This window comes from Paenibacillus pabuli NBRC 13638 (assembly GCF_001514495.1).
Lineage (GTDB): Bacteria > Bacillota > Bacilli > Paenibacillales > Paenibacillaceae > Paenibacillus > Paenibacillus pabuli.
The window spans coordinates 46,267-60,778 of the sequence record NZ_BCNM01000009.1 but is presented as its reverse complement, the minus strand read 5'-3'; the positions used below and the strand labels follow the sequence as shown (position 1 = coordinate 60,778).

The window sequence follows — 14,512 nt, the reverse complement described above, 5'->3', positions numbered from 1 at the left end:
CTGGTGCATAACATATAAATTGTTTATCAATGAGAGCTAGTTTACCTTCCCTATCAACAGGAGGTTATCGAAGGACATGCAGGATCGTACGGGACAGAAAAGCCGCCTTCGTTCCAAGCTCAAGCAAAGCCGTGATCTGATGGATGCAAGCATGCGTCAACAGGTGATGATTGAGATTCAGGTGGTGATGAAGCGGAAGCTGGAGCGCCTTAGGCGGGACAAATGGAAGCTGGAGAACAAACATCTTGTCCTATTCAGCTATTTGTCTTATGGAAGCGAAGCATTGACAGCCTTTTTATTTGAAGAGGGCTGGAAGCATGGGGATCTGATGCTCGCACCGAAAGTGCTGGCCAATCCGGCTCGAATGGAATTGCGGCAAGTCATGGGGGAGCGGGATATTGAACCGGGAATATGGGGGATACCCGAACCCAAGGATTCCTGTGAAGTGCTTCAACCTGATAGCTGGCCGGATATTGATCTCGTCGTAGTACCCGGATTGGGATATGACCTTCATGGTGGACGCATTGGCTATGGGGGCGGTTACTATGATCGCTTTGCCGAGACACTTGCAGCCAAATGTGCAATGACCGGCAGAAGACCATTGATGGCTTCATTCGTATTGCCAGGCCAACTGCAGGAAGAAATTCCGATGGACCCGCGTGATCTGCGGCTTGATCTGTTGATAACAACCGAAGGTATAGTACATATCGAATAAAAGGTTGTGATGTAATTGAATTCAGAAGTGAATAACGACCAGGCTTCCAGCGGGGAGTTGACCCATTTTAATGAACAGGGTCGAGCCCGGATGGTTGATATTTCAGGCAAGGAAAGCACCGTACGCACAGCTGTGGCGGTGTCCAAGGTGACGATGAATCCGGCTACACTGGAAGCCATTCGAGCGGGGCGTATCGGTAAAGGTGATGTGCTGGCCGTGGCTCAAATTGCTGGCATTCAGGGCGCCAAGAAAACATCCGACTGGATTCCAATGTGCCATCCGCTGGCGCTGACGGGTGTGGATATCCGTTTTCATGACAACGGTGTGGATGAATTGCAGATTGAAGCCACGGTCAAAACCGAAGGAAAGACCGGTGTCGAGATGGAGGCGCTCACGGCAGCTTCGGCTGCGGCACTGACGATCTATGACATGTGCAAAGCCATGCAAAAAGATATGATTATCGGTCCAACCATGCTGAACTCGAAAAGTGGTGGCAAAAACGGCGATTTTAGCCGATAAGGATATTTATTTTTCATAGAGGAGAAGGGTGATCTTTATGGTGTGGAGAACAGCAATCCTGACAGCCAGCGACAAAGGGGCCCGCGGAGAACGTGAGGATACGAGTGCCCAAGTGATCCGGGAGCTTGTGGAAGAAGAACTGGGTGGGGAAATCGTGGAGTACCGCATCGTTCCGGATGAACCCGATGAGATTATCGCGGCTTTGATTGAGATGACAGATTATTTTCACGCTGATTTGGTATTGACCACAGGGGGTACGGAGCTTGCAATTCGTGATATTACTCCGGAAGCGACCCGTCGGGTTATTGAACGGGAAGTTCCAGGCATGGCTGAAGCCATGAGATACAGTGTCATGGGCAAGAATCGTTCTGCGATGCTGTTCCGGGGCGTATGCGGCATTCGTGGACGTACGTTGATTGTCAATTTGCCAGGTACTCCGAAGGGTGTACATGAGCATCTGGCGGCGATTATGGACCAGCTTCCGGAAGCGCTGTTGATGGTCACAGGGCAATTCAAGCAATAGGACCAATACCGGAATTACATGTCTTTTTTGTGAATATTGCGGGTTATGTAAGTGGTTACATCTATGGTATGATGGGCTTAATTCTAAAAAGTACAGTAGATGTATCGTTTAAGGTTGCGGGTGCAGGTTCGCAGCTTCTAGTAGAGTTAAGACAAGGAGGAGGATAACTATGGGATTTGGTGGTATTGGACCAACGGGGATCATATTGCTAGTCATTGTCGCTTTGCTATTGTTTGGACCGAACAAGCTGCCTGAACTGGGGCGTGCAGTCGGACGAACTTTCCGCGAATTCAAGGAAGGTGCACGAGACATTATCTCTGATGATAATTCCAAACGCAAGGAGCAGGAGAAGGCGAAGCCGCTGGCATCGGAGAGCACACCTGCAGACAAGCCTGCCGATAAACGCCTGCCGGAATAAGCTGTACGGCAACGAAAGAGAAATCCCTTCCTGCCGGAAGGGTTTTATATTTTAAGCTGGCAATACTGGGGGGCAGGCATGACGCAGCAAAATGAAGAAATGACGATTACGGAACATCTGAGCGAGCTGCGAAAGCGGCTGATCTATGTACTAAGCATTTTTGTACTGGGACTGGTAGCAGGTTTTTTTGTAGCGGACCCGGTATATCGCTATCTGACAAAGGCCGAGTCAGCACAGGGTTTTGTGCTGCACGCCTTTTCGTTCTGGGACGGAATTGGCATCTACATGAAGATTGCCGGTCTGTTTTCACTCATTATTACGCTGCCATTTACGGTATTTCAGATCTGGAAGTTTGTTAGTCCGGGATTGCGTCCGCGCGAGCGAAAAGCGTCACTGAAGTATGTACCCTATGTTTTCCTGTTATTTCTTATAGGAGTGGCATTCTCATATTACATCGTCTTTCCGATGGCACTTGCCTTCACTACAGCAATTACGGAGAAAATGGGGCTTGTGGAGACGTACGGCATGAAGCAATATTTCAGTTTCCTGTTTGGAATTGTAGTGCCCGTATCCCTGTTATTCGAACTTCCTTTGCTTATTATGTTTCTAACAGGACTCCGGATTTTGAATCCGGTTCGGCTTCGCAAGATGCGGAGAGTCGCTTATTTTGTCCTGATTTTTATTTCAGTGATCATTACACCTCCAGACTTTATATCGGATATTCTGGTGATGATTCCGCTGCTTCTTCTGTACGAGATCAGTGTATTTCTGTCGGCTATCGTGCATCGTAAGCAGCTCGCGGCGGACGCAGAGATTGAATCTCGTTACGTCCGTGCTGAAGATGAGATGCATGCGGGTTAGAGAATCAAATGCCGATTGAATATTTCTGGATGACTAGACTCTGCTGGTCCGGAATAGGATGCGCAGCAGCATGCCCGGCCCGGAGAAGACGATCTGTTCTGCTCCGGGTTATTTCTGTAGGTTTCCCATACACGCAGCCGGACAAGCAGGCATATTCTAACCAACAATGGATACAATGGAAAAAGGACTGCCTGAGAACGTTGCAGGAGGACGAGTGGATTCCGTAGAATAAGATTAGCATAAGACCACAAATATGTTGGCTAAATGAGTGCTGTTTGGCTGAGTTGGTGTAAATCTGATGTAAAATCTCACAGGAATTCATCAAAAGGACTTGAAATCATGCTTCAAGTTGAGTATCATAAAGTTGGTTGTTAGCACTGAACACTGTCGAGTGCTAATACATATGGCTACAACCCATGATGCAACGTTATATAATTTCAAAAGGAGGCTATTTTTCATGATCAGACCTTTAGGTGAACGCGTATTGGTAGAACCACTGGAGCAAGAACAAACCACTTCTTTCGGGATCGTACTTCCGGACTCCGCCAAAGAAAAACCGCAAGAGGGTAAAATTATTGCTGTTGGTGCTGGAGTATTGAAAGACGGAGTACGTGTAGCTCTGGAAGTGAAAGAAGGAGATCGTGTTATTTTCTCCAAATATGCCGGTACAGAAATCAAATTCGAAGGTAAAGAATATTTGATTATGAAAGAGAGCGATATTCACGCGATTCTCGACTAATTTCAAATTTAATCGGTTAACCGAACCATATAGCAACACCATTTTAGACCAAAAACTAGGGAGGTTTTCTTAACATGGCTAAAGACATTAAATTCAGTGAAGACGCTCGTCGCTCCATGCTTCGTGGTGTGGATGCATTGGCTAACGCAGTAAAAGTAACACTCGGTCCTAAAGGCCGTAACGTGGTTCTGGAGAAAAAGTTCGGAAGCCCGTTGATCACGAATGATGGTGTAACAATTGCTAAAGAAATCGAACTGGAAGATGCATTCGAGAACATGGGTGCACAACTGGTTAAAGAAGTAGCAACCAAAACCAATGATGTTGCCGGTGACGGTACAACAACTGCAACTGTACTCGCTCAAGCGCTGATCACAGAAGGGTTGAAAAACGTAACTGCAGGCGCTAGCCCAATCGGTATCCGCAAAGGGATCGACAAAGCGGTTAAAGCGGCTGTAGCTGAACTGCAATCCATCTCCAAACCAGTTGAAACGAAACAATCCATCGCACAAGTTGCAGCGATCTCTGCAGCTGACGAAGAAGTAGGCGAACTGATCGCTGAAGCTATGGAAAAAGTGGGTAAAGACGGCGTAATCACGGTTGAGGAATCCCGTGGATTCGCTACAGAGCTGGAAGTGGTTGAAGGTATGCAATTCGACCGCGGTTACATCTCTCCATACATGATCACGGATACGGACAAAATGGAAGCTGTTCTGGACAACCCGTACATCCTGATCACAGATAAAAAAATCTCCAACACGCAAGAAATCCTGCCATTGCTTGAGAAAATCGTTCAACAAGGCAAACCGCTGGTATTGATTGCTGAAGATATCGAAGGCGAAGCACTGGCGATGCTGGTTGTGAACAAACTGCGTGGTACATTCAATGCTGTAGCTGTTAAAGCTCCTGGCTTTGGTGACCGTCGTAAAGCAATGCTGCAAGATATCGCTGCCCTTACTGGTGGCCAATTGATCACGGAAGAACTGGGTCTGGACCTGAAATCTGCAGTTGTGGAACAACTGGGTACAGCTCGTCAAATCCGTGTAACCAAAGAAAACACAATCATCGTTGACGGTGCGGGTAACAAATCCGATATCGATGCACGTGTAAGCCAAATCCGTACACAACTGGAAGAAACCACTTCCGAGTTCGACAAAGAGAAACTGCAAGAGCGTCTGGCTAAATTGTCCGGCGGCGTAGCAGTAATCAAAGTCGGTGCGGCTACTGAAACAGAACTGAAAGAACGCAAACTGCGCATCGAAGATGCTCTGAACGCAACTCGCGCTGCGGTTGAAGAAGGTATCGTATCCGGTGGTGGTACAGCGCTTATGAACGTATACAACGCGGTTGCAGGTGTAAGCCTGTCCGGCGACGAGCAAACAGGCGTAAACATCGTCCTGCGTGCTCTGGAAGCACCAATCCGCACAATCGCAGCTAACGCTGGCGAAGAAGGTTCCGTTATCGTGGAACGTCTGAAAAAAGAACAAACAGGCGTAGGCTTCAACGCTGCGACTGGCGAGTGGGTTAACATGATCGAAGCGGGTATCGTTGACCCTGCGAAAGTAACACGTTATGCATTGCAAAATGCTGCTTCCGTAGCAGCCATGTTCCTGACTACCGAAGCAGTTATCGCTGACAAACCAGAACCTCCAGGTGCTGGCGGCGGCGTTCCAGACATGGGCGGCATGGGTGGAATGGGCGGCATGATGTAATAAAGGTGTCCAAACCTTTTAATGCCGATAGAAAAAAGGCTCCCTCAAGGGAGCCTTTTTTCATTGAATTAGATCGAGGGAGGCAGTTGATTACCGTGCTTCTACTTGTATTTATGGCATGGGGATTTTTAGCCAAGTTAAAGAACGATGTTCGTCAGCATGAAGATCATCATAGAAGAGAGCATCAATCTGCGATCGATGACATCGATCGATACACGAGGTAGTAATTACTGAATATACCTTTGCAGAAGGGAGAAGGGGTGTTGAGTCGTGCCTATCTGAACGACTTGTTTGCACATTTCCAACTCACTCAACAGTTGTTATTTCAAAAGTAGAAATATCCTCTTGAATGCTGAAGCGATATTCAAATCCATTTCGAACAGTCGCTCCATCAAAATCACTCTGACTTACATCGCGATCCAATATGCCAACACCCTGAATCACGTCTTGTGCATCATTATAGGTGTAGTCGCTATTGGTTGTAAGAATGAGTGCAGCTATAGCGGTTAAAAGGATACCGCCAGTTGGTTCGCTGACATCACCCGTCTCGTATAACCTGACTTCTTGCACTCTTTGATCTAAATCTAACACTCCAACCATACGTAAATGGTCATTGAAGGCATAATCAAAAATGGTAGTACCAAGTTCTGGAGATTCCTTCAACTTCAAGACGGTTATACCCAAGCCATTTAATCGATATTTGCCTACGATTGAATTGAATTTGTTTTTAAATTCGTCCGTTGTCATTTGGAATTCACGGAGATCAGTCTGATTTGGGTGATCTTGGTTCGCTTTAACTGTAGCGAATCCGGATTCATGCTCCTCTGCCGCATCGGTTCCTGATTGCGCAGAGTGGGAAGATAACGTCAGCATGCCATACATCCCTATGGAAGCAATGACAAAACATAATGTGGATAGAATAATAAGACTTATTGGTATCCGGTTATGTTTTCTTATGGATAAGATCATCCAAACAAGAAATACGAAGAAAGTCATAAAGCCTACAATAAATAGTACGGTAAACAGATAATGCAAATTCTCACCTCGTCATGGATTAATATCCGATATCGTAGCATTTGCCTGCTGCATGTGAGCATAGGTCCCACTTCTTCATTTTCGTTCAGAATATGTAAAGTTTAGAATATGTTCAGATAAAGTTGTTCCTGCACACATCATCGAGTTGTGTACCACATTCATTATAATGTTCCTTCGTGAAACTTTAAACCTGTACTACTCATCACCCAAAAAAAGCACTACCGGCATCCTGCCAGCAGTGCTTCTCTCATTTATACAGGTCTTAAAGTAAAGGTGAAATGATACGGACGATTGGCTGGCAAAGTGTACTCCGTATGAGTACGTGCTCCCCAGCTGTCATCACCGCCGACACCCATTTGCTTGTAATTGATGCGGGCAACGGTTTGTGTGCTTTGCGGCAAATTGTACACATGGTCATGTGTTTCAAGCTCTTCAGGTGTCCAAGGCAGTGCGTTGATTTCGAATGGTGTTGTGGCTTCAATGTGCAGACCACTTCGACCATCGGCTGACGTAATTTCAGCATAACGCACATCGGTTTTGTTGCCACATTCCTGCGGTTTCAAATAAGGTACAAATTGATCACGGACCCGACCCGTGTAATAGCCGAGACGAGCGCTGGTCAGACGGTCTGCATAGTTATCATGCGGGCCTCTGCCGTACCAGGAAATCGTACTCAGGCTGTCTTTCAGTTGAAGCAGCATACCGAATTCGGGCAGCTCAGGCAAACGAGCCCCTGGAACGAGAGTTTCACTGATCTCCAACTCACCATCCGATTGGATTCGGTACATGATGGACAGCGTACATCCCGGATGTGCATACCATGTATAATCGGTCGTCACAAGACAGCCCTGTTCGTCCGAGCGGTGTTCGAAGCGAATTAATTGGCTGGTGGCATGAGCCTCTCTCCAGAACGCAGAACGTTCATTCAAGCCGCTGCCCAGATCGTTGTCGGTCATCGCTCTCCAGAAATTCGGCCGAACAGGTGCCAGCAATTGCTCCTGATGATTAATCTGATAGGATGTGAGCAAACCAGTAGTCTTGTTGAAGATAATGGTCGTTTTATCCGTTGCCACTTTTAATTCATCTTGTAGTTCCTGAACCTGTGGCGCATGGCCTTGCCCCTGGCGTACCGGTTTGAATGGACGCAATCGTGGAGATAACACGAACTGATCCCAAGCGATTTCATGACCTGTTCCTGCCCATTTGGTAGCCACTTTGGTGACCAGGGATACAGTCAGCACCGATTCTTTGAATAAATCAGATGATGGTGTATAAGGGACACGGATGTCGGCAGATTCGCCTGGTTGCACAGCGAGATCCAGATTGCCGCTCTCTACGGACACGCCATCATGTGTTATCGTCCATACGAGTGTGTATTCATTTAAGTCTGTAAACAGGAATTGGTTTCTGATGCGCAGCAGACCATCCTGCAGGTTAACAGCTTCCATACGAACGTTCTGGTAACATTTCTTCACTTCTTCCAGTTTCGGTGTAACCGTCTTGTCGGCAAGAATCAGTCCGTTTCCGCAGAAATTCCCATCATGAGGGGACTCACCGAAATCGCCGCCATAGGCGAGATATTCTACGCCGTCCGCTGTGGTCGTACGAATCGATTGATCGACCCAGTCCCAGATGAATGCCCCCTGTAACACATCATATTTATCGAACAATTCCCAGTATAGATGCAGACCGCCGCAGGAGTTACCCATGGCATGGCTGTATTCGCAGATGATATAAGGCTTCTTAGGTCCCTTCATGCGCGCGTATTGCTCCACATCTTGTGGGCTGATATACATCGTTGATTCAATATCGCTTGCCGAATCGGAAGGGCGATAATGGTAGGTACCTTCATAATGAACGAGTCGTGTTGGATCGACCTGCTTCAGATAATCATACATGGCAATGAAGTTATCGCCGCCGAAGGATTCATTGCCAAGGGACCAGATGATCACGGACGGATGGTTCTTGTCCCGCTGGAACATGGAGTTACAGCGATCCAGCACATTGTTACGCCATTCCGGCTTGCTCGCTGGAATATTGTCCTCATTCATTTCTTTTTGTCCGTAGTACCAAGTGCCATGTGTCTCCAGATTCGTCTCGTCAATGACATAGAGGCCATATTCGTCGCACAGCTCATACCAGAGGGACTGATTCGGATAGTGGGATGTGCGGACTGCGTTGATATTAAAAGCCTTCATTAACTCAATGTCACGAATCATGTCTTCCCGGCCTATTGCACGCCCGGTATCCGGGGAAAATTCATGCCGATTTACACCTTTGAATACAATGCGTTTGCCGTTGATTTTCATCAGGCCGTCCTGGAGTTCGAACTTGCGGAAGCCGATTCGGCTGCGAACAGCCTCCAACGTTTCGCCGGATTCATTTTGAATGGACAACACGAGTGTATACAGATGTGGGAACTCCGCACTCCACAAGAGCGGGCTGGCAACCTCGGCTGAGAAATGAAAGGTTAATTCTTCTTCATTTTGAAAAGAAACCGTCGCCGCGAGCGGTTGTTTCAGGACGATCTGTTGCTCTGCATCATAGAGCTGTGCCTGCACAGTCAATCCGGTCGTGGCTTGCCCGGCCTGATGATTATACAGTTTCACATCCAGTTGCAGCTCCGCATCCTGATAGGCTTCATCCAGTTCGGTACGAACAAAGAAATCAGCGATCTGAACCGATGAAGGGGAGTGCAGATATACACCACGGAATATTCCGCTCAGCCGCCAGAAATCCTGATTCTCCAGCCAGCTCGCATCACACCAGCGGTATACCTCCACAGCCAGCTTATTTTCACCTTCGCCTAAATACGGAGTGATATCGAATTCCGAAGGGGTGAACGTGTCTTCACTATAACCGACGAGTTCTCCGTTTACCCACACATAAAAGGCCGATTCAACGCCCTCGAAATGCAGCAGCACAGGGCGATCTTTCCAATCGGAAGGTACGGTAAACGAACGGATATATGAGCCAACCGGATTGTAGGTCGTGGGTGCGAAAGGAGGTTTCAATTCCGGCTCACGCTCCACCCACGGATACGTCATATTTGTATAATGGGGATAATCATAGCCCTGCAGCTGCCAGTTGGAAGGAACGGCGATCTCGTCCCAGCTGCTGTCATCATAATCGGTCTGGAAAAAGGTCTGAATTCGTTTGTCTGGTGTCTCTGCAAAAGCAAACTTCCACATCCCATTCAGGGACTGAACCCATGGGGAAGAACTGGATTCACTGGATAGTGCTTCTGATACAGATGGAAACGCTATCATTGTAGCGTGTGCTTGTAAACGTCCAAGTTGAAAAAGCTCAGGATTGTTGTTCCATTCCGGATAACCATTGGCCGGTGGGGTGTAGATCAGTTTGTTTCGCATAACAGCAGCTCCTTCTGTAATGTTATAATATTAACATTATAGAATTGAATGGGGACTTAGAAAATAAAGAATATTGCCCACATATATCACAATATGAAACCAATTCCGGAGAAAGTGGTGTGTTGGATGGAGACCCGGATTTATTTTGGGAAAACAGATGAAACCTCCCGGCTGCCGATTTTTATGACTACGGTTGGTTACTGGGAGCACCAGAAGGAGACTGAGCGCCCGCAGGGATTCCCGGATTATCAGCTCCACCAGGTCATTCATGGTCAGGGGAGACTGATCCTGCAAGAGGAAGAGGAGTATGTCGTTGGACCCGGTGACGTTTTTTTTCTATATCCTGATATTCCGCATCGTTATATGCCAATTAGCGACCGCTGGGAGCTGGCATGGGTATCATTTCAGGGGAGAGAGGCTAGCCAACTGTTATCGTATGCAGGGATATCCAGTTCACGCGTATGCAAGCTGAGAACAAGCAAGCTGCTGCGTGGACTGGAGCAGCTTTTGGTGAGAGAGGAGCACCGAACAGATGCGGATTACACCGATTACGACATTCAATGCTCCAAGCAGCTGTACGCTCTGTTACTGGATCTGAAGCCCTTGCTGATCGTACCTGCGAATCATAAAGATGAGCTGGAGCGCTTAAAGCCTGTGCTGCGCTATATCGCAGAGCATTTGGATCAGTCGCTGTCGCTGAAGGAGCTGGCCGATGTGGCTGTGGTATCTCCGCAATATCTGTGCAGACTGTTTCAGAAGGCACTTCATACGAGACCGTTGTTTTATGTGAATCAGGAACGTATTAATCGGAGCAAGCAGCTGATGTTCAGCGAGAAGGAACTTCGAATCTACGAAGTTGCGGATCGGGTTGGTTACGAGAATGCCAGTTATTTTTGCGCCATGTTCAAAAGACATACAGGCATGAGTCCCGAGAGCTTTCGCAGACTGCATGGATTGAACTGATGGAGTTACACTTTTTTTCTTCATTTCATCCGTTGGTGGTATGATAGGTAAATACATATACGCAAGTAACGGAGGGATGATTTGTGGACCCCAGCCTGCACCCGCTGTTCAGACCCATTCAATTGAATGGAGCGGATTTGAACACCTATTATATTGAGCAAACCCCATCTGTTCCCCTGCTGGCTTATGTGGCCTGTTACTGGGAGTCGGGATCTCTTCCGTATTCAGAAAAGTATCAAGGTACAGCAGATCAGCCTTATATGTCTGTGCCTGCCCGGGTATTGCCGGATGGCTGCACGGATATGCTGATTACATACGACTCGATCCGTTCGGTACATTCTTACGCGTACTGTGGCAATTATACACATCCGTTCGCTGTACCTGAGTCAGCCAATGTGTCTGCTTCTGCCGATTACACATTTGGCGTACGCTTTTTCCCTGGGGGAGCATATGTCTTTCACGGTTTGCCGTTGGAAGAATTTACGGACAGGCGAATTCCGCTTGAGGAATGTTGGCCAGCCAAGCTGGAGAGACTTCAGGAGCGGATGGCTGAAACAAGTTGCTTTGAAGAACGGGTACAGGTGATGAATTCCTATTTGAGCCCGTTGTCCGTGCAGGCCCATACATATGAGAGTGATATGATGAAAAACGTGCTGCACCGTGTATTTGTGGATGGAGGGCGCATGAGTGTCAGTGAACTGGCGATGCGAGAGGTTATCAGTGAACGGCAGTTGCATCGGAAATTTGCAGAATGGATTGGAATCAGTCCTAAGCGATTCAGCGAAGTTGTTCGTTTTCACCGTGTCCTGGACAGTATTCATCAGGGGCACACGGCGGATGGGGTAGAGCTGGCCCTGAATCATGGTTTTTATGACCAAGCCCATCTGATTCGTCAATTTCGGAAGTTCTATGGAGATACCCCGCTGACAGCTGCCAAAGAACATCATCTGATGTTGTCCGATTTGTACAATAAATCGGCTGCCCGATCCGTTATGCTGAAATCGTGAGAATAAAAGATAAAGGAGACATAATATATGAATGGAACATTGCAAATTCGCGATCATCTATTGAATGAATTGGAGACGGGAGTACGCACGGGGGCTAGTCTGATTCGCTTGATCCGTCCGGAAGATTGGGCTTATCGTCCGCAGGAGAACATGCGTTCACTGGTGGAGCTTGTCCACCATTTTATTCAGATCACAGCATCCGACCTTGCGATTATGCAGGAGAAAGACGAAGCTGAAGTGGGTTTGGTAGAGAATAGCCTTTCAGGGATCGAGGACATTGAGAAGCTTGAAGCGACCCTTTGGAGTAATTTGGAGGCTTACAAAGCGTATATTCTTTCATTGAGCGAAGAGGATCTGTTGAACCGTTCTACCAAAGCGTTCTATATGGAGCATGGTCATTTACAGGCCCAATGGCAGATTGAAACGTTAACGCATGTATTCCACCACCGTTCACAGCTGTATAACTATCTCAAACAGCAAGGGCATGAACTGAACTTTTATATGCTTTATGCTTGAAAACTATAGAATGTGAGTTGTATGGAATGGGCTTCGCCGGATGATCTGGCGGGGCCTTTTTGATTAGGAAGTCTAGCATTTCTATTAAAATGGACGTTATAACACAGTCCATCCACCGTTACTTTAATAGATTCCAAACATAGAATACCGTATCAAAGCAAAAAGGAGGTGATTTCGATGGCCATCCTTTTACCACAACAGTTTTACAACTTGGCTGCTGGCGTAGGGAAATCTTATTTTGAGAATCTTTTAGGAGGCGCGAATGCTACCATCACGGTTAACAACACTGGAGCTAATCCGGTAAACCTGGTTGTAACTCGTGTCAATGCCCCAGTTATCACGTATGTGATTCCACCGTTTAACAGCATCACGTTGGAGGTTGCATTGTTGCTCGTTGCGGCCTTGCAGGCGTCTGCAGGTGCTGTAACAGGTACGATTCAAATCGCAACATCAGATTTCTAATTCATGTAGTTTGCTTTGTCAGCCTTTGCTGGACAAGATGTCGGCGGAGGTTTTTTTTATTTTATGGATGTATCTGGGATGGAGGTGATATTATACTAGGGTCATTAAAATTTAAGTAGTTGTTATAGGAATAATATTCTTGTACAGCGGGAAAGGAAGATTTGATGTTGAAGAAGATATTCATCTACGTATTGGGGGTAAGCTTGGGATTGTCTTTATTCCTGTCTCCGCATGCTATTCAGGCTGCTTCTGTCATGAGTACCCTCGAGTACAGTAACGGATCGACGTACTATGGAGAAACCCAAAATGGAAAACCGCACGGATATGGAACAATGAGCTGGGGAAAGAGCAAAACCTACAAAGGAAACTGGGTTGCAGGCAAGCGTTCAGGTCAGGGTGTTTATAAAGTAGTTACGCGTGGTGAGGCCAGCATTACAGTGCTTAAGTATGATGGGTTCTGGAAGAACGACAAAAAGGAAGGGAAAGGGGAACTGCAAATTACCGAAACTTCACTGACAGGTGAAATGCAGGAAGCGCGAATTCAAACCGGAACTTTTACAAAAGATCAGTGGAGTACCGGGTATGATGTTTGGCATATTACAGTAGCAGATCCTCCGTATTCTTTTATTTATAAAGATTCGAAAATGAGTCTTGAAATTCTGGGTGATGCCGGAAATATATTAAATGGATTGAAAGCTGGTTATTTCTTCTCATTTACATATCACAAAGGAAAAGTATACAAAGATGTTGGTGTCGGGGATGAGTATAATCCCAAGCAATTTAGTTCTTTTGTTAAGAGTGTAGAAAAAGAAATTAAGCCTCATATCAATCAATTCGAGAAGCTTGCTCAGCAGTTATAGGGATAATTTTGAGTGGTGTAGCGGGTATAACCCTTTTTTTGTTTACAAAGGCAGCTATTCGAGTAATTTATTATAGATAGAAGTAACAGTAGACTGATGTTGGGAAACAGGAGGTTATTGGATAATGAACAGAACAACGTTTCTTGAAACCGAGCGGCTTGTATTCTCCACATGGAAGGAAGAGGATCGTGCTCTGGCATTTGCCTTATGGGGAGATCATGAGGTAACAAAGTGGATCAGCAGCAAGGGTTTTCTGAGTGAGGATGAAGTGGAAGCCCGGCTGACACAGGAAATAAGAAGGCAAGAGGAAGCGGGCGTGCAATATTGGCCCCTCTTTGATAAAGATTCGGAGGTGTTTGTCGGTTGCTGTGGCTTGCGCCCATATTCTCCAGAAAAAGAGATATATGAACTGGGATTTCATCTGACCCGGGATCATTGGAGCAAAGGCTACGCTATGGAGGCGGCACGGGCGGTAATTGACTATGCGTTTGGAGAATTGAAAGCCAAAGCGCTGTTTGCCGGGCATCATCCGGACAATGAAGTGTCACGTCACATGCTGTCCAAGCTGGGCTTCGAATATGTACGGGACGAGCGTTATGAACCGACAGGACTGATGCACCCGTCCTATTTGCTGAAAAAGAGATAAATACGTTGCTTGCTCGCTCGCCATTTAGAACTACGCATAGCTTCAAATATATACCTTAAAGGGAGGGGCGTCCCAGTAATCTTCATTTTTTGAGAACTTGCTTTTCATCGTTTTTTTATTTCATTTTCAGCTTCTATTAAGGTAGCAGAGGTAAGATAATTCTTGTAA

General features: G+C 46.7%; 15 protein-coding genes. 13 read left to right on the top strand and 2 right to left on the bottom strand.

Going from position 1 to position 14,512, the window contains the following annotated elements:
- Window positions 1–76 precede the first annotated feature (76 nt).
- From PPA03S_RS13640 to groL, 7 genes are all read left to right on the top strand, one after another.
- Window positions 77–715 (top strand): 5-formyltetrahydrofolate cyclo-ligase, encoded by a 639-nt coding sequence (locus PPA03S_RS13640; RefSeq protein ID WP_062323731.1) that lies wholly within the window; start codon window positions 77–79, stop codon window positions 713–715.
- A 27-nt stretch (window positions 716–742) separates the two neighbouring features.
- Complete coding sequence (gene moaC / locus PPA03S_RS13635) at window positions 743–1,234, top strand: cyclic pyranopterin monophosphate synthase MoaC (RefSeq protein WP_281189055.1); 492 nt, start codon at window positions 743–745, stop codon at window positions 1,232–1,234.
- Between the two features lie 37 nt (window positions 1,235–1,271).
- Complete coding sequence (locus PPA03S_RS13630) at window positions 1,272–1,757, top strand: MogA/MoaB family molybdenum cofactor biosynthesis protein (RefSeq protein ID WP_024630749.1); 486 nt, start codon at window positions 1,272–1,274, stop codon at window positions 1,755–1,757.
- A 169-nt stretch (window positions 1,758–1,926) separates the two neighbouring features.
- Window positions 1,927–2,175 (top strand): twin-arginine translocase TatA/TatE family subunit, encoded by a 249-nt coding sequence (tatA, locus tag PPA03S_RS13625; protein ID WP_062323729.1) that lies wholly within the window; start codon window positions 1,927–1,929, stop codon window positions 2,173–2,175.
- 78 nt (window positions 2,176–2,253) lie between these two features.
- Window positions 2,254–3,036 (top strand): twin-arginine translocase subunit TatC, encoded by a 783-nt coding sequence (gene tatC, locus PPA03S_RS13620; RefSeq protein ID WP_062323727.1) that lies wholly within the window; start codon window positions 2,254–2,256, stop codon window positions 3,034–3,036.
- Between the two features lie 457 nt (window positions 3,037–3,493).
- On the top strand, window positions 3,494–3,775 hold the full coding sequence (gene groES / locus PPA03S_RS13615) for a co-chaperone GroES (protein WP_024630746.1): 282 nt from the start codon (window positions 3,494–3,496) through the stop codon (window positions 3,773–3,775).
- Between the two features lie 74 nt (window positions 3,776–3,849).
- Window positions 3,850–5,484 (top strand): chaperonin GroEL, encoded by a 1,635-nt coding sequence (groL, locus tag PPA03S_RS13610; RefSeq protein ID WP_062323725.1) that lies wholly within the window; start codon window positions 3,850–3,852, stop codon window positions 5,482–5,484.
- A gap of 306 nt (window positions 5,485–5,790) precedes the next feature.
- On the opposite strand, the gene PPA03S_RS13600 is transcribed toward groL, so the two are convergent.
- Together PPA03S_RS13600 and lacZ are read right to left on the bottom strand one after the other, a co-directional pair.
- Window positions 5,791–6,357, bottom strand: a complete 567-nt coding sequence (locus tag PPA03S_RS13600) for a hypothetical protein (protein WP_062323721.1) — start codon at window positions 6,355–6,357, stop codon at window positions 5,791–5,793.
- Between the two features lie 413 nt (window positions 6,358–6,770).
- On the bottom strand, window positions 6,771–9,890 hold the full coding sequence (lacZ, locus tag PPA03S_RS13595; protein WP_062323719.1) for a beta-galactosidase, LacZ type: 3,120 nt from the start codon (window positions 9,888–9,890) through the stop codon (window positions 6,771–6,773).
- Window positions 9,891–9,983: 93 nt separating this feature from the next.
- Between lacZ and PPA03S_RS13590 the strand changes: the two genes are divergently transcribed.
- The 6 genes from PPA03S_RS13590 to PPA03S_RS13565 all read left to right on the top strand — a co-directional run bounded on the left by PPA03S_RS13590 (window position 9,984) and on the right by PPA03S_RS13565 (window position 14,344).
- Entirely contained in the window at window positions 9,984–10,853 is an 870-nt protein-coding gene (locus PPA03S_RS13590; protein ID WP_245683614.1) for an AraC family transcriptional regulator, read from the top strand.
- Window positions 10,854–10,936: 83 nt separating this feature from the next.
- Window positions 10,937–11,860 carry an AraC family transcriptional regulator gene (locus PPA03S_RS13585; RefSeq protein WP_062323715.1) on the top strand — a complete coding sequence of 308 codons (924 nt, stop codon included), beginning with the start codon at window positions 10,937–10,939 and terminating at the stop codon, window positions 11,858–11,860.
- A gap of 27 nt (window positions 11,861–11,887) precedes the next feature.
- A complete protein-coding gene (locus PPA03S_RS13580; protein ID WP_062323713.1) occupies window positions 11,888–12,376 on the top strand; it encodes a DinB family protein in 489 nt (162 codons plus the stop codon).
- Between the two features lie 177 nt (window positions 12,377–12,553).
- Window positions 12,554–12,838, top strand: coding sequence for a hypothetical protein (locus PPA03S_RS13575; RefSeq protein ID WP_062323712.1), 285 nt, complete (start codon window positions 12,554–12,556; stop codon window positions 12,836–12,838).
- A 164-nt stretch (window positions 12,839–13,002) separates the two neighbouring features.
- The gene (locus PPA03S_RS13570) at window positions 13,003–13,698 is read left to right on the top strand and encodes an MORN repeat-containing protein (RefSeq protein ID WP_062323710.1); all 696 of its coding nucleotides are present in this window, start codon (window positions 13,003–13,005) and stop codon (window positions 13,696–13,698) included.
- A gap of 124 nt (window positions 13,699–13,822) precedes the next feature.
- Window positions 13,823–14,344, top strand: coding sequence for a GNAT family N-acetyltransferase (locus PPA03S_RS13565; RefSeq protein WP_062323708.1), 522 nt, complete (start codon window positions 13,823–13,825; stop codon window positions 14,342–14,344).
- Window positions 14,345–14,512: the final 168 nt, after the last annotated feature.

What these genes read in the sequence shown, in the direction of transcription:
- groL (WP_062323725.1), top strand. Translation starts at nt 3,850, where the DNA reads ATGGCTAAAGACATTAAATTCAGTGAAGACGCTCGTCGCTCCATGCTT.
- PPA03S_RS13580 (WP_062323713.1), top strand. Translation starts at nt 11,888, where the DNA reads ATGAATGGAACATTGCAAATTCGCGATCATCTATTGAATGAATTGGAG.
- PPA03S_RS13600 (WP_062323721.1), bottom strand. Translation starts at nt 6,357, where the DNA reads ATGCTGACGTTATCTTCCCACTCTGCGCAATCAGGAACCGATGCGGCA.
- PPA03S_RS13630 (WP_024630749.1), top strand. Translation starts at nt 1,272, where the DNA reads ATGGTGTGGAGAACAGCAATCCTGACAGCCAGCGACAAAGGGGCCCGC.
- PPA03S_RS13590 (WP_245683614.1), top strand. Translation starts at nt 9,984, where the DNA reads ATGAAACCAATTCCGGAGAAAGTGGTGTGTTGGATGGAGACCCGGATT.
- PPA03S_RS13565 (WP_062323708.1), top strand. Translation starts at nt 13,823, where the DNA reads ATGAACAGAACAACGTTTCTTGAAACCGAGCGGCTTGTATTCTCCACA.
- lacZ (WP_062323719.1), bottom strand. Translation starts at nt 9,890, where the DNA reads ATGCGAAACAAACTGATCTACACCCCACCGGCCAATGGTTATCCGGAA.
- tatC (WP_062323727.1), top strand. Translation starts at nt 2,254, where the DNA reads ATGACGCAGCAAAATGAAGAAATGACGATTACGGAACATCTGAGCGAG.
- PPA03S_RS13575 (WP_062323712.1), top strand. Translation starts at nt 12,554, where the DNA reads ATGGCCATCCTTTTACCACAACAGTTTTACAACTTGGCTGCTGGCGTA.
- PPA03S_RS13570 (WP_062323710.1), top strand. Translation starts at nt 13,003, where the DNA reads ATGTTGAAGAAGATATTCATCTACGTATTGGGGGTAAGCTTGGGATTG.
- PPA03S_RS13640 (WP_062323731.1), top strand. Translation starts at nt 77, where the DNA reads ATGCAGGATCGTACGGGACAGAAAAGCCGCCTTCGTTCCAAGCTCAAG.
- groES (WP_024630746.1), top strand. Translation starts at nt 3,494, where the DNA reads ATGATCAGACCTTTAGGTGAACGCGTATTGGTAGAACCACTGGAGCAA.
- tatA (WP_062323729.1), top strand. Translation starts at nt 1,927, where the DNA reads ATGGGATTTGGTGGTATTGGACCAACGGGGATCATATTGCTAGTCATT.